The organism is Arthrobacter sp. Leaf69 (assembly GCF_001422645.1).
Taxonomy (GTDB): Bacteria; Actinomycetota; Actinomycetes; order Actinomycetales; family Micrococcaceae; genus Arthrobacter.
Genome location: NZ_LMLR01000010.1, coordinates 852,484 through 870,891, shown reverse-complemented (window position 1 = coordinate 870,891; position 18,408 = coordinate 852,484). Strand labels below are relative to the sequence as shown.

At 67.1% G+C, this 18,408-nt stretch carries 14 protein-coding genes; 4 read left to right on the top strand and 10 right to left on the bottom strand.

Features of this window, described 5'->3' with window-relative positions; all coding sequences use genetic code 11:
* Positions 1 to 43: 43 nt before the first annotated feature.
* The 3 genes from ASE96_RS09320 to ASE96_RS09310 are packed head-to-tail and all read right to left on the bottom strand — an operon-like array spanning position 44 to position 3,962.
* Positions 44 to 1,192 carry a mannitol-1-phosphate 5-dehydrogenase gene (locus ASE96_RS09320; RefSeq protein WP_056429091.1) on the bottom strand — a complete coding sequence of 383 codons (1,149 nt, stop codon included), beginning with the start codon at positions 1,190 to 1,192 and terminating at the stop codon, positions 44 to 46.
* A complete protein-coding gene (locus ASE96_RS09315) occupies positions 1,192 to 3,174 on the bottom strand; it encodes a PTS mannitol transporter subunit IICBA (RefSeq protein ID WP_056429087.1) in 1,983 nt (660 codons plus the stop codon). Before ASE96_RS09315 ends, ASE96_RS09320 begins: the two co-directional genes overlap by 1 nt.
* A gap of 59 nt (positions 3,175 to 3,233) precedes the next feature.
* On the bottom strand, positions 3,234 to 3,962 hold the full coding sequence (locus ASE96_RS09310) for a TetR/AcrR family transcriptional regulator (protein WP_056429084.1): 729 nt from the start codon (positions 3,960 to 3,962) through the stop codon (positions 3,234 to 3,236).
* 204 nt (positions 3,963 to 4,166) lie between these two features.
* On the opposite strand from ASE96_RS09310, the gene ptsP reads away from it, so the two are divergent.
* Together ptsP and ASE96_RS09300 are read left to right on the top strand one after the other, a co-directional pair.
* The gene (gene ptsP / locus ASE96_RS09305) at positions 4,167 to 5,852 is read left to right on the top strand and encodes a phosphoenolpyruvate--protein phosphotransferase (protein WP_056429081.1); all 1,686 of its coding nucleotides are present in this window, start codon (positions 4,167 to 4,169) and stop codon (positions 5,850 to 5,852) included.
* 77 nt (positions 5,853 to 5,929) lie between these two features.
* Positions 5,930 to 6,352, top strand: coding sequence for a helix-turn-helix domain-containing protein (locus ASE96_RS09300; protein ID WP_056429078.1), 423 nt, complete (start codon positions 5,930 to 5,932; stop codon positions 6,350 to 6,352).
* A gap of 367 nt (positions 6,353 to 6,719) precedes the next feature.
* Here the strand turns inward: ASE96_RS09300 and ASE96_RS09290 are convergent, their stop codons facing one another.
* A complete protein-coding gene (locus ASE96_RS09290) occupies positions 6,720 to 7,940 on the bottom strand; it encodes a PucR family transcriptional regulator (RefSeq protein WP_056429072.1) in 1,221 nt (406 codons plus the stop codon).
* Positions 7,941 to 8,198: 258 nt separating this feature from the next.
* Here ASE96_RS09290 and ald point away from each other — a divergent pair, with 258 nt between their 5' ends.
* Positions 8,199 to 9,317, top strand: coding sequence for an alanine dehydrogenase (gene ald / locus ASE96_RS09285; protein WP_056429068.1), 1,119 nt, complete (start codon positions 8,199 to 8,201; stop codon positions 9,315 to 9,317).
* Between the two features lie 145 nt (positions 9,318 to 9,462).
* Here ald and ASE96_RS09280 read toward each other — a convergent pair whose 3' ends face one another.
* The 6 genes from ASE96_RS09280 to ASE96_RS09255 form a co-directional block, all read right to left on the bottom strand.
* The gene (locus tag ASE96_RS09280; RefSeq protein WP_056429066.1) at positions 9,463 to 10,518 is read right to left on the bottom strand and encodes a Gfo/Idh/MocA family protein; all 1,056 of its coding nucleotides are present in this window, start codon (positions 10,516 to 10,518) and stop codon (positions 9,463 to 9,465) included.
* Between the two features lie 129 nt (positions 10,519 to 10,647).
* Positions 10,648 to 12,342 (bottom strand): ABC transporter family substrate-binding protein, encoded by a 1,695-nt coding sequence (locus ASE96_RS09275; RefSeq protein WP_056429325.1) that lies wholly within the window; start codon positions 12,340 to 12,342, stop codon positions 10,648 to 10,650.
* 53 nt (positions 12,343 to 12,395) lie between these two features.
* Complete coding sequence (locus ASE96_RS09270) at positions 12,396 to 14,663, bottom strand: dipeptide ABC transporter ATP-binding protein (RefSeq protein WP_056429064.1); 2,268 nt, start codon at positions 14,661 to 14,663, stop codon at positions 12,396 to 12,398.
* Positions 14,660 to 15,685 (bottom strand): ABC transporter permease, encoded by a 1,026-nt coding sequence (locus ASE96_RS09265; RefSeq protein WP_056429063.1) that lies wholly within the window; start codon positions 15,683 to 15,685, stop codon positions 14,660 to 14,662. The genes ASE96_RS09270 and ASE96_RS09265 overlap by 4 nt, the downstream gene beginning before the upstream one ends.
* Positions 15,686 to 15,687: 2 nt before the next feature.
* The gene (locus ASE96_RS09260) at positions 15,688 to 16,674 is read right to left on the bottom strand and encodes an ABC transporter permease (protein ID WP_056429059.1); all 987 of its coding nucleotides are present in this window, start codon (positions 16,672 to 16,674) and stop codon (positions 15,688 to 15,690) included.
* 354 nt (positions 16,675 to 17,028) lie between these two features.
* Entirely contained in the window at positions 17,029 to 17,625 is a 597-nt protein-coding gene (locus ASE96_RS09255; protein ID WP_200913016.1) for a TetR/AcrR family transcriptional regulator, read from the bottom strand.
* 124 nt (positions 17,626 to 17,749) lie between these two features.
* Here ASE96_RS09255 and ASE96_RS09250 point away from each other — a divergent pair, with 124 nt between their 5' ends.
* Positions 17,750 to 18,313 carry an NAD(P)H-dependent oxidoreductase gene (locus tag ASE96_RS09250; protein ID WP_056429053.1) on the top strand — a complete coding sequence of 188 codons (564 nt, stop codon included), beginning with the start codon at positions 17,750 to 17,752 and terminating at the stop codon, positions 18,311 to 18,313.
* The last annotated feature ends 95 nt before the right edge of the window (positions 18,314 to 18,408 follow it).

The following is an 18,408-nucleotide window of genomic DNA, read 5'->3' as shown; positions in this document are numbered from 1 at the left end:
TGAGTTCCGGCGCCGGCGGCTTGCTTTCGCGATGGGAATCGGGCTAGACGGCGGCCTTGGCCTCCTCGACCATGGCGGAGACGGCCTTGAACAGCGGGTGGTCCGGCGCCAGACCGGTAATGGTCGCCGTCGCCTCGTCCGCGCCCGAGGAAGCCAGAATCTTCCCGAGCTCCACGGCTTCAGTGTCGGCCGGATCGTTGAAGCGCAGGGCCGCGGCGATCGCACCGAGCAGGGCCTCCGGGACGATCCCGCGTTCGGCCAGCTCCGCTGCGGGCCCGATGAAGCGTTCGTGCCGGCTGAGCTTGCGCAGCGGCGCCCGTCCCACCCGATTCACGGCGTCCGGCAGGTGCGGGTTGGAGAAACGGCCCAGGATCTTCTGGACGTAGGCCTCCTGCTCGTCACGGTTGAAGCCGTGCTTGGCCACCAGCAGTTCCTTGGTTTCGTCCAGGACGGCGCGCACGTCCGCGGCGACATCCTGATCGGCCATGGCCTCGGAAATCTTGCCCAGGCCGGCTTCGAAACCGAAATAGGCCGCCGCGGCATGCCCGGTGTTCACGGTGAACAGCTTCCGCTCGATGTACGGCTCCAGGTCATCCACGAACGTCGCTCCCGGAATCACCGGCTCCTTGCCCGCAAACGGGGTCCGGTCGATGACCCATTCGTAGAAGGTCTCCACCGTGACGTCCAGGCCCTGCCCGGGCTCCTGGTTGGGCACGATCCGGTCCACCGCCGTGTTAGCGAAGACGGCGGCCGCGTCCAGGGAGCCGGCGGCCGGATCCCACTGCGCTGCGACTTCGGCCTTCAGGGTGTCCGTGGCGTTGATGGCGTTCTCACACGCCATCACCTGCAGTGGCGCCAGCCCGGCGGCGCGGGCCGTGATCCCCTTGGCGATCACAGGCGCCAGGAACTTGAGGATGTGGGGCCCCACGGCGGTGGTGACGATGTCCGCCGTCGCGATTTCCGCGATGACGTCCGCCTCCTGGGTGCTGGAGTTCAGCGCGCGGAAGTTCTCCACGGTGCGGACGGCGGGGTTGTCCCCCACCTCGTGGACCTGGTAGCTGTCCGCGGCGGCCAGCTGGTTGATAAGGTCCTCCGCGACATCCGCGAACACCACCTCATACCCCGCCTCGTGCAGCAGCAAGCCCACGAACCCGCGTCCGATGTTCCCGGCTCCAAAATGAACGGCCTTCACTATGAATTGACCTTTCCGAACAGGTCAAGGACTTCCTCGACGGTGGTGGCCGCCTCAAGCTGTGCCACCTGCGCCTTGTTGGTGAAGACCTTGGCGATCGAGGACAGGATCTGCAGGTGTTCGTTGTTGATGCCGGCGACGCCGACCACAAACTTCACTTCCTTGCCGTTCCAGTCGATGCCGTCCGGGTACCGGACCACGGAAACCGCGGACTTCATGATGTGGTCCTTCGCGGCGTTGGTCCCGTGCGGGATGGCGAGGTAGCTGCCCATGTACGTGGACACGGACTCCTCGCGTTCGTGCATGGCGTCCAGGTAGCCGGAGTCGACGGCGCCGCGGTCCAGCAGGAGCCGGCCGGCCTCGTCGATGGCGGCGTCCCGCGTGGTTGCGGCGCCGTTGAGGACAACGCTTTCGGCCACCAGGATGCCGGCGGGACCGGCCTCCTCGGGTGCTTCCGCCGCGGCAGCGGCAGGAGCGCCGACGGCGGGAGCAGCACCAGCCGCCGGGGCGGCGGCGCCCGTTCCCCCGTCCGTGTTACTGGCCTGGACGAGCTCCACGATCTCGTCGTAGCGCGGGCTGTTCATGAAGTTGTCCACCGAAACGTGGACGGCGCTGGCGGTGACGGGCTTGGCCCGCTCCGTCAGATCCTGGTGCGTGATGACGACGTCGTACGTGTCCGTGAGGTTGGCGATCGCGGAATTGGTGACCTTGACGTCCGGGAAGCCGGCCGCCTTGATCTTGTTCCGCAGCACCGAGGCGCCCATCGCGCTGGAGCCCATACCGGCGTCGCACGCAAAGACGATGTTCTTGACCGGTCCGGCGAGGACGGCGACGCCGCCGGCGTTCATGCCCGCGCCGGTCAGGGCGGAGGAAATCGAGCTCTTCTTGCCCTTGAGGGCTTCCATCCGGTGGGTGGCTTCGTCCAGGTCGTCCTCCGCGGTCGCCTTGCTGGCCTTCAGGATCACCGAGGCGATGAGGAAGGACACGATGGTGGCGAACAGCACGGAGAGTGTCACGCCGACGTAACTGTCGCGTGCGGTCGCTGCGTAGACGGCAAGGATGCTGCCCGGGGCTGCCGGTGAGCGGAGCCCGGCGCCGGTGACCACCAGGGTGAAGATGCCGGTCATGCCGCCGCCGATGGCGGCGAGGATCATGATGGGCTTCATCAGCACGTACGGGAAGTAGATCTCATGGATGCCGCCGACGAACTGGATGACGGCTGCGCCCGGCGCTGACGCCCGGGCGAGCCCCGTGCCGAAGATCGAGTAGGCCAGCAGGATGCCGAAGCCGGGACCGGGGTTGGCTTCGAGCAGGAACAGGAGGGACTTGCCCTCCTCAAGGGCCTGCTGCGTTCCCAGCGGCGTGAGGATGCCGTGGTTGACCGCGTTGTTCAGGAACAGGACCTTGGCGGGTTCGATAAAGATACTGGTGAACGGCAGCAGTCCGTTAAGAACCAGGAATTCGACGACGGCGCTGGCGCCGTTGCTGAAGGCCTTCACCACCGGGCCGACGACCAGCATGCCGACGACCGCCATGCCGGCGGCCAGGATGCCGGCCGAGAAGTTGTCGATGAGCATTTCGAAGCCGGGCTTGACCCGGCCTTCCCAGATCTTGTCCACCTTCATCATGAGCCAGGCCGTGAGGGGGCCGAGAATCATGGCGCCGATGAACATGGGGATGTCCGTGCCGACGATGACACCCGTGGTGGCCACAGCGCCCACGACGCCGCCGCGCACGCCGTAGACCATCCGGCCGCCGGTGTAGCCGATCAGGAGCGGCAGCAGGTAGGTGATCATTGGTCCGACCAGCTTGGCGAGCTCCTCATTCGGCAGGAATCCCGCCGGGATGAACAGCGCCGTGATGATGCCCCAGGCGATGAACGCGCCGATGTTGGGCATGATCATTCCGGACAGGAACGTCCCGAATTTCTGGACGTGTACCCGCATGCTGGTGCGGGGTTTCGCAACTGTCTCTGTTGCCATGTGAATTCCTAACCGTCATTCCTGCTGCATCGCAGGATCGTCCGATAATTTCGCGAAAGCTAGCTGGTGGAGCTGGTTGAGATCCGGTGGAGCCATTCGAGGAAGAGCTTGAGTTCCGAGCTGGACAGCTGGTCCGAGTGCGATGCCTGCAATGCCGCGTTCAGGGCGATCGCCGCCACAACCACCGAGGATTTCCCGGAGGCTTCAGGGCTGCTGCTCTTGGCCTGGTCCGAGGACACCGCAAAGATCATGGCGTCGCGGGTCATGGTGGAGAGCTCGAGGTTGCGCTCGGGCGCCTTTTCCGTGATCAGCATCAGCGTCACCCCCACGTTGGCAGCCAGGATGCTCCTGGCTGCCTCCCGCGGAGGGACGTTCAGTTGGCCGGCGACGGCGGCCTTGTTCAGCATCTCCTCCATGAGGCCCTCGGCGTCGGCGACGACCGCCGGGCGGCTCTCGGGGCGGATATTCCCAAACATGACGAGGTACAGTTCCGGCTGGTTGAGCCCGAACTGCACATGGTTGTCCCACATCCGCCGGATATCTTCCAGCGGCTGCCCGGACGGCGCAAAGTCACGTTCGCCCGCGACGTACTCTTCGAAACCTGCCGCGACGACGGCGTCGAACAGCCCTTCCTTGTCACCGAAGTGGTGGTAGAGGGTGGGCGCCGTGACGCCAGCCAGCTGCGTGATCTGGCGGGTGGAAACCGCACCCCCGGCGGAGTTGGCCAGCAACTCGGCGGCTGCACGGAGCAGCCGCGTCTTTGGCGGAAGCTGGCCATCGAAACTCATAACCGCTACCCTAGCACCTATAGCAACGCTATATGAAGTGCATCACATACAATTTTTTCAGGTACCGGATCCGCCCGCCGACGTAGCCGTCGACTGGCCTACCCGGACGATCCGGCACGGAGTCTCCGGCCGGATCGGACGGCCGGCTCCGGCGCTACCTGACTCACCGGCTTACGGGCCCACGGCAGAGAATGAGGACCTTCAGTGCAGAACTTCCCAGGAGTAGGCGTCAGCCCCGGCCGCATCATCGGAACCATCCGCCAGATGCCCAAACCCGTCAGCGAACCGCCGGCCGGGGAACAGCTGCCGGCCGGCGTCACCGCCGAGGACGCGACGGCGGCGCTGAAGACCGCCGCCAAAGCCGTCCACGATGAGCTGAAGGCCCGGGCGGAGACGGTCAGCGGCGACGGCAAGGCGGTCCTGGAAGCGACTGCGCTCATGGCGACGGACACCATGCTCCTGAAATCGGCCGCCAAACTGATCGGCCGCGGCACGTCCAGCCAGCGGGCCATCTGGGAAGCCGGCGGCTCTGTCTCGGAAATGCTGCACAACCTGGGCGGCTACATGGCCGAGCGCGCCACCGACGTCCTGGACGTCCGGGCCCGGATCGTGGCCGAACTGCGCGGAGTCCCGGCACCGGGCATCCCGTCCTCGCCCACCCCGTTCATCCTGATCGCCGAGGACCTGGCCCCGGCGGACACCGCCACCCTGGACCCGGAGAAGATCCTCGCCCTGCTCACGGCAGGCGGCGGGCCGCAGTCCCACACCGCCATCATTGCCCGCTCGCTGGGCCTTCCCGCCGTCGTCGCCGCGACCGGCGTCGACCAGCTGCCGGACGGCACGGAGGTGTACGTGGACGGCGCCGCCGGACTGATCACGGCGGACCCGGATGACTCCCAGCGGGCCGCGGCCGAACACTGGGCCGCCACCGCCTCGCTGCTGGCCGACTTTGACGGCACCGGCGCGACGGCGGACGGCCACCTGGTGCCGCTGCTCGCCAACGTCGGCGGGGCCAAGGACGCCGTGGCCGCCGCCAAGCTCAACGCGCAGGGGGTGGGGCTGTTCCGGACCGAATTCTGCTTCCTGGAGCGGGACACCGAGCCCACCGTGGACGAACAGGCTGCCGCGTACAAGGGCGTCTTCGACGCCTTCCCGGGCAAGAAGGTGGTGCTCCGGACCCTTGACGCCGGCGCGGACAAGCCGCTGCCGTTCCTCACCGACGCCACCGAACCGAACCCGGCCCTCGGCGTCCGCGGGTACCGCACCGATTTCACGACGCCGGGCGTGCTGGAACGCCAGCTGCAGGCCATCGCCCGGGCCGAGCAGGAATCCGAGGCGGACGTCTGGGTGATGGCGCCGATGATTTCCACCGCCGAGGAGGCCGCCCGCTTCGCCACGCTGTGCGCCGAGGCCGGAATCAAGACCCCAGGCGTGATGGTGGAAGTGCCGTCCGCGGCGCTCACCGCCGAGGCCATCCTCCGGGAAGTGGGGTTCGCGAGCCTGGGCACCAACGACCTCACCCAGTACGCCATGGCCGCGGACCGCCAGCTCGGCCCGCTCGCCGCTCTCAACACGCCCTGGCAGCCCGCCGTCCTTCGGCTGGTCGGGCTGACCGTGGAGGGTTCCGCCGCGGAAGGCCACAACAAGCCCGTCGGCGTCTGCGGCGAGGCCGCCGCGGATCCCGCCCTCGCCGTCGTCCTGACCGGGCTTGGCGTCTCGACGCTGTCCATGACGGCCCGGTCGCTCGCCGCCGTGGCGGCAGTGCTGAAGACCGTCACCCTGGCCGAGGCGCAGGAGCTGGCCAAACTGGCGCTCTCCGCGCCGAGCGCCACCGAGGCCCGCGCCTGGGTCCGGGCGAAGCTTCCGATCCTCGAGGAGCTGGGGCTGTAGCGGCGCGGCAGGGCATGGCATGGCATGGCTGGCAGGCGGCAGTGTGCGGCTGATCCGCGGGCGCTAGGATGCACTCCATGACACAGATAGCTCCCCGGGTGGCGGCCGCCCTTCCGGCCGATGAGGCGCAGAAACTCCAGTACGCTCTCCACGGCAGCGACGACATCACGGTGTTCGTGGACGGCACCGTCCACCGGCTGCCGGCCCAGGCGCGGGACGCCGTCGTCGACCTGCTGGCCCGGTTCAGCCGGGGCGAGGCGGTGACGGTCAGCAGCGTGGAGGAAATGCTCACCACGTCGCGGGCCGCGGAGCTGGCGGGAATCTCGCACACCTACCTGCGGAACATGACGGACCGTGGTGAAATTCCGGTGGAATACCGGGGCACGCACCGTCGGATCAGACTCGCCGACATCATGGCCTGGCTTGAGAAGCAGAAGAAGAACAGTACCGCCGACGGCGCCCGGGGCCACGGAAATGACGGTGCCGCGGATGCTTCGTGACGGCGTGATAAGGATCAAACAACGATCCCGGCCCTGCGCGGAAACGTGGGGAAGGCCGGGGTTACGCTTGGATTGTGGGTAAGTTCAGAGGGTGGCACATTGTGGCAGGCATTGCCGCCATGGTGCTCACCGGCATCCTCGGAACCGCGATGGGGCTGAACAATACGGCAGCCTTTATGTCCAGCTGTGTTGCGTTTGTGGCTGTGGCGATGTGGATGGACGGCAGGATTACCCGCCGCAGGCGGGAAAGCGCGCGAGAAAGCGCGCGAGAAAGCGCGCGAGAGGCATCGCGGGACGTGGCGCGAGAGGCAGCGCGGGAGACGGCACGGGACCCTGCCTTGGACTCCGACTCCTCCAACCGCGAGCACTAAATCCTGGGCCTTCCCGCCCAGCGCCGCGCCTTCAGCGCCGCATGCAGCTCCAGCCGCACCATCCCCTTGAGCGGGTCCACGCCCAGCAGCTGCCGAATCCGGCCCAGCCGGTTGTAGATGCTGCTCCGGTGCAGGTGCAGCTTGTCCGCCACTTCCTGGACCGAGCCGTCGTTGTCGTAGAAGAGCTCCAGCACCGGCAGCAGCTCCTGGTTCCGGTCATGGTCCTCCAGGAGGCGGAAATAGACAGACCCGGCGTCCGCCCATGCCCCCGCACCGCCGCCCGCCGAGGCCAGCAGCTGATAGATTCCGGTGGCGCGGCAGTCGACGAGCTCCCCCAGCTGGGGATCCACCGCCGCCGCCTGTGCGGCCTGCCGGGATTGGCGGTAGGCGTCCGCCAGTTCCCGCGGCCGTGCGAAGCCCTCGGAGGTCCCCAGGATGATCCGATCGACCGCCCTGCCGGAGCGTTTGGCCAGCTCCAGCTGGTAGTGGACCAGCACCTGGGCGTGGTCCGCCCGGCCGGTAGATTCCTTGAACAGGACCACGGAGTGCGTCTCCGTGCCCGCGCTGAACAGGGCGGCGTCCACCCCGATCGTGGACTGCAGCGCCGCGGAACGGTGGATCAGCGTGGAGGCGATCGGGTCCGATCCTTCCGCCCAACCGTCCGCATCCAGGACCGTCACGAGCTGCCAGGGCCCGCGCCCCTGCACTTCCTTCCACCCGCCCACAGCCGCGACGGCGTTGGACTCGCCCCGGCAGGCGGCCAGGAATTCCTGCTCGCGGCGGCGGCGGAACTCGGATTCGGCCGTGTTGGATTCCAGCAGCAGGGCCGAAAGCTGCTCGAGCTCGCGCGCCACGTCGGGCAGTTGGCCGAGGACCGCCGTCGCGTTCGGTTCCTCGGCGTCGAGCTGGACCCAGAGGTAGCCCACCCGGAAACCGCGCAGCAGCAGGGGAACGCAGACGCGGCCCAGCATGCCCAGGTCCTCGTTGGCCGGCACAACCACCGGGCGCACCGCTGTCGCGATACCGTGCGAGAGCTGCCAGGCGCTGACGTCCACCGGGACCCGCTTGCTGAGCAGGAAATTTACCCGGACCCGGTCCGCGTGCGACTGGTTGGAGCTGTAGGCGAGCAGCAGGCCGTCCAGGTCCTCAAGTGAGAGGCCGCGGCCCAGTTTCAGTGCGACCTGCTCCACGAGCTGTTCGACGTCCTGCTGCTGCATGCTGCCACATTACTGCGCATTGGCCCCGCGCCGGGAATGCGGCGGCGAATGTCACCCCCAACGGACAGCAGGCGACACCTGACGCTCGCGGGTTCGACAAATGTCCAACACACTATTTGGAAAAGCGCGGAATTCCGCGGAAGCCGGGTGCTGACGCGCGGCCGGGCCTGTCGCTTGCCTCACAGCCGGATTTATTCTGGAAGTACAACTTCCCCCACACACCCAGGCCCATAAAGCCGCCAGCAATGGAGTCCCCAAATGATCATCGGTGTCCCCAAAGAGATCAAGAACAACGAATTCCGCGTCGCCATCACAGCTGCTGGTGTCCACGAATTCCGCACCCACGGCCACTCGGTCCTGGTGGAGCGCGGCGCGGGCCTGGGCTCGGGCATCACGGACGAGGAATACGCCATCGCCGGCGCCGAGATCGTCACCGAAGCAGATGACGTCTGGGCGCGCGCCGACATGGTCCTGAAGGTCAAGGAGCCGGTCAAGGCCGAATACCACCGCTTCCGCAAGGGCCTGATCCTCTTCACCTACCTGCACCTCGCGGCCGAGCCGGAGCTGACGCAGGCGCTTATCAACAGCGGCGTGACCGCTATCGCCTACGAGACCGTCCAGGAAGGCCGCGCCCTGCCGCTGCTCGCCCCGATGTCCGAGGTCGCGGGCCGCCTGTCCGTCCAGGTGGGCGCCACCTCGCTGATGGCTCCGGCCGGCGGCAAGGGTGTGCTGCTCGGCGGCGTACCGGGCGTCCGCCCGGCCAAGGTGGTTGTCCTCGGCGCCGGCGTGGCCGGCACCAACGCCGCCGCCATGGCCCTGGGCCTCGGCGCCGACGTCACCATCCTGGACATCAACATCAACCGCCTGCGCGAACTGGATGCCCAGTACCAGGGCCGCCTGAAGACCGTTGCCTCCAACGCCTACGAGATCGAGAAGTCCGTGGTCGACGCCGACCTCGTGATCGGCTCCGTGCTGATCCCGGGCGCAAAGGCCCCGAAGCTGGTCACCAACGAGCTCGTCTCCCGCATGAAGCCCGGCTCCGTGCTGGTGGACATCGCCGTTGACCAGGGCGGCTGCTTCGAGGACACGCACCCCACCACGCACCAGGAACCGACGTACAAGGTCCACAACACGATCTTCTACTGCGTTGCCAACATGCCGGGCGCCGTCCCGAACACCTCCACCTACGCGCTGACCAACGTCACCCTGCGCTACGCCGTCGCCCTGGCGAACCTGGGCGTCAAGGCCGCGTTCGAACGCGATGCCGCCCTGGCCGCCGGCCTGAACATCGCCGGTGGCAAGGTGGCGCACCGCTCGGTCTCCGAGGCGCACAACCTGCCCCTCGTCGCCGACTGGCACGAACTGGTCTCCGCGTAACACCCCGGAGTTAGCATCGGTTGCTCCTCCCCACCGGCCCCCTCGCCTCGCAAGCTCGGCCAGGGAACCCTGCCGGTGTGGGCCCAAACCGCCCTTTTGGACCCCCAGAAGGGCAGTTACGGAGCAGCCGATTGCTGTCTAACGGCTAGGCCAGCGCCCGCGCCTGCTCGATCAGCCGCAGCACTTCCACCGTCCCCGCCGGATCCACCGGGACCGGCAGTGCCGACGCCGCCCCGCCGCCCCTGATCTTCTCCGCGAGGATCCGGTAGAACTCCGGGTAGGCGCCGCGTTCGGTGGGCAGCCGGTCCAGGTGCCCGTCGCGGCCCAGCAGCCCGGCCCACTCGCGGTCCTCGACCCCGTAGTCCGGATCCAGCGGGCTGCCGCCGGCCACGATGAAGGGCTCCTGCGGGTCGACGCCGTGCTTGGTGAAGGCGCCGTCGCTGCCCAGCAGCCGGAAGCGCGGCCCCTGCTGGGCGCAGAGCATGTTCATCCACAGGTGGGTCGTCACGCCGGATTCGTGCCGCAGGGCCAGGAACACGTCGTCGTCGGTCTTCTCCCCCGCCCGGCGGGCCGCGAGTTCGGCGTGGGTAACCGTGGCGGGTCCGAACAGCTGCACGGCCTGGTCCAGCAGGTGGGTGCCGAGGTCGAACAGCACCCCGCCGCCGTCGTCCGCGGTCGCCTCCGCTTTCCAGGCCTTGGCGACCGTCGGGGACCAGCGTTCAAAGCGGGATTCGAACCGTGTAACGCCGCCCAGCGCACCGCTGTCCAGCAGCCCGCGGACCGTGAGGTAGTCGCCGTCCCAGCGCCGGTTCTGGAAGACGGTGAGGACGCGGCCCAGCCGCTCTGCGAGCCGGATGAGCTCCCCGCCTTCGGCGCTGCGCACCGTAAACGGCTTGTCGACGACGACGTCCAGCCCGGCTTCCAGCGCGGCTTTCGCGAGCGGGTAGTGCGTGGCCGGCGGGGTTCCCAGGACCAGCAGGTCCAGCTCACCGGCGCGCGCCAGGATGTCCGCCGGGGTGTCCACAATCCAGACGCCGGGATACCGGGCGGACGCGGCGGACTGCCGGCCGGCGTCGGACGTGGAGATCATCTCCAGGGAATAGGCGGGGTCGGCGGCGAGCAAGGGCGCGTGGAAGACGCTGCCCGAGAGGCCAAAGCCGGCGACGGCCGTGCGGACGGGCCGGTTGGAGTCTGTTGTCATGGTCCCACGCTACTCCCGCGAGCCCATTCAACGCTCCCTCAGATATCGCAACAAGACAGGCGACGCCCCCTCAATAGGTGAGGGAGCGTCGCCCGAAAAGCTGCTAAAGGTGAGGGAGCGTCGGAGGGGTTACTTCTGCCAGCCGACGACGCTCCAGTCCGGAGTCTGGAACAGGGACGCGCCGTAGTTGGCGAGGCCTGTGCGGGCGAAGTAGATCTGCGGGCCGTTCATAAGGACGCCCATGGAGTAGTACTTGGCCATGTGCTTCTTTTCGACCTCCATGGCGGCCTTGTTGCGCTCGGTGTCGTCCTGGATGGAGGCGAGGTCCTTGATGGCCTTGTCCAGTTCGGCGTCGCCGAGTTCGTTCTCGTTGGTCTTGGAATCGTAGAACTGCTTTACGCCTGCGGTGGCGTCCGCGCCGACGGTGTAGCCGCTGATGGTGAGCTGGAAGTCGCGGCTGCCCAGGACCTTGCCGAAGTCCGCGTCGCCGCGCTGGTCGATGCCGACCTCCATGCCGGCGGCCTGGAGCTGCTTCTGCAGGGTCTGCACGGTGGCGAGGGACGTCGGGTCGTCACCGAAGTTGGTGATCTTGAAGGAGACGGGCTTGCCGTCCTTCTCCATGGTGCCCTTGGCGTTCGGCGCGTAGCCGGCGTCGGTCAGGACCTTCTTGGCCGCGTCGGTGCCCGCTTCTTTGACCGGGTAGTTGTCCTGGTAGTACTTGGAGAACGGCATCAGCATCATCGATCCCGAGCTTTCCTCTTCCCAGTTCAACCCGCCGAACCGCACGGCGCGGACGGCCGGACGGTCGACGGCGGTGAAGATCGCCTGGCGGACCGCGACGTCAGTCAGCGGGGCCTTCATAGCGTTGAGGTTCAGGCCGCCGGCGAACAGGCGCTGGCCGCGCCGGACCTCGGAGTTCTTGGTGCCTTCGAGCTGCTTGTACTTGGTCAGCGTGCGGCCGTCGGCCATGTCGATTTCGCTGTTCTTGAAGGCGGCGATCTCGGCGCTTGCCTCGAGCTGGCGGAAGATCACCTTTTCCAGGACCGGCTTCTCGCCCCACCACTTCTCGTTCGGAACCATGGAGACGGTCTTGGCCGCGGAGTCGTACTTTTCGACCTTGAACGGGCCGGCCATCCACTCGGGGTGCATTTCGCCGGAGAAACCGGTGTTGAACAGCTCCGGGGTGTTGACTGCCTGCGGGATGAAGCCGCCGAAGATGTCGCTCAGCGGGTAGACCGGCTGGGTGGTGGTTGCGATGACTTCCTTGTCATTGCTTCCGGCCTTGACGGAGTCGATGAACTCGTAGGCACCGGAGGACACGATGTCGATGTCCTTGTTCTTGCCGTTGAGCATCGTCCAGGTGTTCACGAAGGTGTCGGCGTTGATGGGGGTGCCATCGTTGTACTCGGCCTTCGGGTTGATCTTGATGGTGATGGTCTGCTTGCCGTCTTTGACCTCGCTCTGGAAGTCTTCGCAGAAGTTGGTGTTCAGCTTGCTGGTGCCGTCGAAGTCGAGCTTCCAGCAGCCCACGTAGCCGGCCTCGTCGATCGGGTAGTGCAGTTCCGTGTTGTCCGCGGAGTTGCCCGCGTTGGAGAAGCCGTTGAAGTCCGGGCCGATGTTGCCGACCGGCAGCGTCACGGTGCCGCCCTGCTTCAGCTCATCGGCCTTCTTGGCGTTGACACTGATGAGCTTGTTGATGTCGCCGGAGGCGTCCTGGGCCTTGGCGCTCTCGGCGGACGTGGTGGCGCCGCCTCCGCCGCAGCCGGTCAGCGCGAGTGCTGCCGCGACGGCGGCCACCCCGCCGATCTTGGTCAGATTCTTCATCATGATCCCCTTCATTTTTTGTGCGAGTTGTGATGCAGGTGCGGTTTGGTAAGTCAGAGGGACTCGTGGACAACCAACATGTCCGCGTCCAGTTCGCCGTCCGGGTAGAAGCAGGCGAAGTGCTGGTCTGTGGGGGCCGCGGGTGCGGCCGGAAGGCCGGCAGCCCGGTAACCTGCGGCCGGGGCGGGAGCCGCGGCCGCTTCCAGCGCCGGCTCAAGGGTGAGGCATTTCTCCTGCTTGGCCGCCGGCAGGGCGGCGAAGACCGGGCAGCGGGTGGCGAAGTTGCAGCCCTTGGGCGCCTCAAGCGGCGAGGGCAGATCCCCCTGCAGGATGATCCGTTCCCGGGTGCGCTCCAGGACCGGGTCGGGTACCGGAATCGCGGAGAGCAGTGCCCGGGTGTAGGGGTGGCGCGGATTGTCGAAGACCGCGTCGACGTCCCCGATCTCCACAATCTTGCCCAGGTACATCACGGCCACGCGGTTGGAGATGTGCCGCACCACGGAGAGGTCGTGGGCCACCATCAGGTAGCTCAGCCCGAGTTCGGCGCGGAGCTTGTCCAGGAGGTTGATCACGCCGGCCTGAACGGACACGTCCAGGGCCGATACCGGTTCGTCCAGGACCACCAGCTTGGGGTTCACGGCCAGGGCGCGGGCGATGCCGATGCGCTGGCGCTGGCCACCGGAGAACTGGTTGGGGAAGCGGTTCACGTGGTCCGGCTGGAGGCCCACGAGTTCCATCAGCTCCATGATCCGCGCGCGGATCTGGGGCTTGGCCATGCCCGCGTTCTCAAGCGGCTCGGACAGCACTTCAAAGACGGTGAAACGCGGGTCGAGGGCGCCGGTGGGGTCCTGGAACACCATCTGGAGTTCCTTGCGCATGGCGCCCTTGGTTCTGGCATCCGCGGCTTGCTTGTTGCTGAGGCCGCCGATGACCACCTCGCCGTCCTGGTCTTTGTGGAACTCCATGATTTCGAGCAGGGTGGTGGTCTTGCCGCAGCCGGACTCGCCGACGATCGAGAAGCACTCACCCTCGCGGATATCGAAGCTCAGCCCGTCGACGGCCTTGACGGTGCCGATGCGGCGCTTGATCAGGGCGCCCTTCATCAGCGGGAAGTGTTTCCGCACTTCCCGGAGCTCCAGCACGGTCCGGCGCTCTGCACGCGGGATCGCGTCAAAGTGTGACACCGGCACGGCCGGGGCCCGGAAGACCTCGCGGACGTCCACGTCACCGCCGAGGGAGTCGGTCTTGATGCAGGCGGCCTTGTGTTGCAGGCCGCCGTCCAGTCCGGCCCCCGCGACGGGCCACAGCTCCGGCTCCCCGTCGAGGCACGCGTCGCCGGCCAGCGGGCAGCGCGGCGCGAAGGAACAGCCCGTCGGGGTGTGGACAAGATTCGGCGGGATGCCCTCGATCGGTACCAGCGAGGTCTTCTCGGCCACGTCGACGCGCGGCACCGCGCCCAGCAGGCCCATCGTGTAAGGCATCCGCGGGTTGTAGTAGATGTCATCGACGCTGCCGGTCTCCACGGGCTTGCCGGCGTACATCACCATGATGTCGTCCGCCATGCCGGCGACGACGCCCAGATCGTGGGTGATCATCACGACGGCGGCGCCGGTTTCCTCCTGCGCGGTGTGCAGCACCTCGAGGACCTGCGCCTGGATGGTGACGTCGAGCGCCGTCGTCGGCTCGTCAGCGATCAGCACCCGCGGGTTGTTCGCGATGGCGATGGCGATCATCACGCGCTGGCGCATGCCGCCGGAGAATTCGTGCGGGAAGGCCTTGAGCCGGTCCTTCGGGCTGGGGATGCCCACCATGCCGAGGAGTTCGACGGCGCGCGCCTCCTTCGCCTGTTTGCTCATGGCGGGGTTGTGGACCGTGAGCGCCTCGATGATCTGGGTGCCCACCGTGTAGACCGGGGTCAGGGAGGACAACGGATCCTGGAAGACCATGGCGATGTCGTTGCCGCGGTGCCGGCACATCGCCTTGTCGCTGAGGCCCAGCAGCTCCTTGCCCTGGAGCCGGACCGAGCCGGTGACTTGGGCGGTGTCCGGCAGGAGGCCCAGGATGGCCATGGAGGTGACGGACTTGCCGGACCCCGATTCGCCGACGATGCCCAGCGTCCTGCCGGCATGGAGGTCGAAGTCGATGCCGCGGACGGCGTGGACCACCCCGTTCTCCGTGTTGAAGCGGACGTTCAGGTCACGGACGGAGAGCACGGCATCACCTGCGGCGTGCAGACCGGCGACGCGCAGGCGCTCAGCAGTGGAGAGACCGGAGGCGGAGAGCTCGGAGGATTCGGCGCTGGCGGTCATTTCGTGGCTCATGAGGCCTTCTCCTGTGTCTTGCCGGTCTGGCCTTTCTTCTGATTCCTGCCGGTCCTGCCCTTGCCGGAGGCGCGCTTCTTGGCGCCGCCGATGGAGCTGGAGCTGGGGTCGAACGCGTCCCGCAGGCCGTCGTTCATCATGGCGAGCGAACCGGTCAGCAGGAACATGACGGTCAGCGGGACCCAGAACATCCACGGGAACGTGGAGACCTGGGACGTCGCCTGGCCGATCAGCACGCCCAGGCTCACATCCGGAACCTTGATGCCGATGCCGATGAAGGAGAAGGCAACCTCGGCCAGGATCGCGCCGGTGACTCCGCGGGTGATGTCAAGGACAAGGAGCGAGCCGATGTTCGGGACAAGGTGCCGCCAGACGATGCGCCGCGGCGGGATGCCCATGTACTGGGCTGCCTTGACGAAGTCGCGGGACATCAGGGACATGGACAGCGAGCGGATGAGGCGGGCAGTGCCCATCCAGCTGAAGACGAGCAGCACGATGATCAGCAGCAGCCAGCTGGGCAGGCTCTCCTGCAGGCCGTTGCCGCCGCCGCTCGTGGCCACGGCCACGACCAGCAGCGCCGGCATCATGATCAGGGCCTCAAGGATGAACAGCATGACCTTGTCCACCTTCCCGCCGAAGTAGGCCATGGTGCAGCCGTACACCGCCGCGATCAGGACCGAGACGAGGCCGACGACGAGGCCGATCAGGATCGAGACCCGGGTGCCCTCGACGGTGAGGGCGTACAGGTCGATGCCGGCCTGCGAGGTGCCCAGCAGGTGCTCGGCCGACGGCGGCATGCCAATGCTAAAGGGGTCGATCGTTTCCTTGTCCCAGCTGGAGAAAAGGCCGCCGACCAGGGAGAACAGGGTCAGCGCCACGAAGATGACGAGGCCCACGACGGCTGTCTTGTTGCGCAGGAAGCGGCGGAGGATGATCGTCGACTTCGCGATGACGACGTCGTTGTTCTCGATTTTGGCCTCGCCGGTGACGGCGGCCGGGTCGATGGTGTTGAGGTTTGTCATGGTTACTGCACCCGCACTCTCGGGTCGACCAGCGTGGTGGCGAAGTCCGCGAGGATCGCGCCGATCGCAAAGATCACGGAGCCGTAGGCGAGGGTAGCCGTCGCGGCGTTGACGTCCTGCAGGGCGATCGCGTCGATACTCCACGAACCGACGCCGTGCCAGGCGAAGATCTTTTCAGCGAAGAAGCCGCCGGCGAAGATCGCCGGGATCGTGAAGGCGATGCTTTGTGCGACAGGGATGAAGGACACACGCAGGGCGTGCCGGCTGATGGCCTGGTTGCGGGTGAGTCCCTTGGCCCGCGCGGTCCGGACGAAGTCGGCGTTGACGTTGTCCAGGAGGTATTGGCGCTGGGCGATCTGGTAGGCGCCCCAGCCCACGATGGTGATCGCGAAGGTCGGCACCGCATAGTGGGCCAGCATGTCCACGAACTGCGCCCAGCCGTCCCCCTCCAGGCCGGGCGTCGAAATGCCGGTGACGAAGAAGATGCGTTCACCGACCGTCTCGTTGATGTTGATGGCTCCGAGCTGCACCAGGAAGTAGGCGATCGGCGCGGGCACAATGTAGACGAGGTAGCTGTAGGAGGTGATGACCCGGTCCGAGGCTTTGTACTGCCGGGCCGCCGTGTAGACGCCCAGGGCGATGCCGATGATGAGGGTCAGGATGATGGAGGCCAGGAACAGCCGGGTGGAGATCCAGACCCGGTCGCCGAATTCGGCGTTGATGAACGCGCCGCTGGGGCTGCGCCCCCAGTCCCAGCGGGTGACGATCGCCGTGAGCCACTCGACGTAGCGTTCCCACGGGCTGAGATCCGGATCGAGGCCCTTGAGCCGGAAGGAGTTGGCCACCTGTTCGGTGGTGGGCCGCGGGATCCGCTCCTGCTCCAGCAGCGCCGGCTGCAGGGTGTTCACGGCCAGGAAGTACCCGGCGGTGGTGGTCAGGAAGATCATGAAGGCATAGGTGAGGGCGCGCTTGGCGAGGTATCGGAGCATGGGTAGCTAGTTCTGGATCGCCGGTGCCTGTGCGGTGCCTGCCGGGCCGGCTGAAACAGCCTCGCCGCGCGCAGGATATTTGACAAGTTTCACTACCTGATCCTTCCGTAGTCCCCATCCGGCAGGGGATTACCGCTGCCGATCCGGGATCTGGGCCAGCGGGTATCTGGCCGCCTGCAGGCCTTTCGGCAGGCCCTTGTGGGCTATGTTGCAGGTCACATTCCAGAGGAAACTATCACATCGATATTGCCGCCAGATGCCGCCTGCCCGGCGTTCCGGCAGTCAGGTATCAGATCGTTATGAATAATTCAGGGGAATTGATTTGATCCGTGTGAGCCGGAGAGCCGCGCCCGCCTACGCTCCGCGGACTACGCGCGAGACGAGCTCGCGCCACGACGCGGCGAGCCGCTCCGGGGCTATGTGGTGCACGCGGACGGCATGCAGGATCCGCTCAGGCTCCAGCACAGCGCTCAGCGATGTGGCCATCAGCCAGGGATCCGTGGTGACCCCCGCTTCCCGCAGCAGCATCTCCAGGTGCCGGTGCCAGAGGACGGCCGCCGGCACGTCGAACCGGTTGTAGGCCGACACGTCCGCGGCCCGGGCCAGCTCGCCGAATTCCAACACCCAGGCGATGCGCTCCTCGCCAAAGGCGATGAGCCGCTCCAGCGGCGGTGCGCCGGGGCCGAGCGGGGGCGGACCGAACATAAAGCGTCCCTGGAAGTGGGCCTCCGCGTCACTCAGGAGGGTCATCATGAGTCCGGCCCGGCTGCCGAACCGCCGGAACACCGTCCCCTTGCCCACGCCGGCCCGCTGCGCCAGCGTTCCCATGGTCAGGCCGTCGGCCCCGCACTCCTCAATAAGCTCGCGGGCAGCACGGAGCAGCAGCTCGCGGTTCCGGGCGGCGTCGCGGCGCTCGGGCTCCAGGCCCGGGCGCATTGGGATTGAGCTCACACCGCACAGTCTAGTCCCGGGGAATAGAAGCGGACCGCAGTCCGTTTTGATCAGTGAAGGCCGGCAAAGCCTCCATGATCATCCAGCCGCAGGATCACCTGTGGCGCGAAACCTAGGAGTTCACATGTCCAAGAACACCGTACTCACCCTGGTCGGCAGCCTCCGCGCGGATTCCACCAACCAGAAGCTGGCCGAAGCCATCCAGCTGAACGCGCCGGAACAGGTTGAGGTGCTCATCCATGACAGCCTCGGCAACATCCCGTTCTACAACGAGGACATCGACGTCGAGGGTCAGGTCCCGGCCGCCGCCGCCGCCCTGCGCGCCGCCGCGAACGACGCCGACACCCTGCTCCTGGTCACCCCGGAGCACAACGGCACGGTGCCCGCCTCGCTCAAGAACGCCATCGACTGGCTGTCCCGCCCGTTCGGCGCCGGCGCCCTGAACGGCAAGCCGACTGCCGTCGTCGGCACCGCCTTCGGCCAGTTCGGCGGAGTCTGGGCCCAGGACGAGGCCCGCAAGGCTGTAGGCATCGCCGGCGCCCGTGTCCTCGAGGACGTCAAGCTGGCTGTCCCGGGTTCCATGGTCCGCTTCGCCGAAGTCCACCCCAAGGACGACGCCGAGGTCGTGGAGCAGATCAAGGGTGTCTTCGACGCGCTGGAAGAATCCCGTACGGCTACCGCGGCCTAATTCCCCGTCGATTTCGCGCCGATTTCAGACAGCCGCCACGTGGATCCACGTGGCGGCTGTCCGTTTCCGACGCGAATCCGGGTGGAAGGAAACAA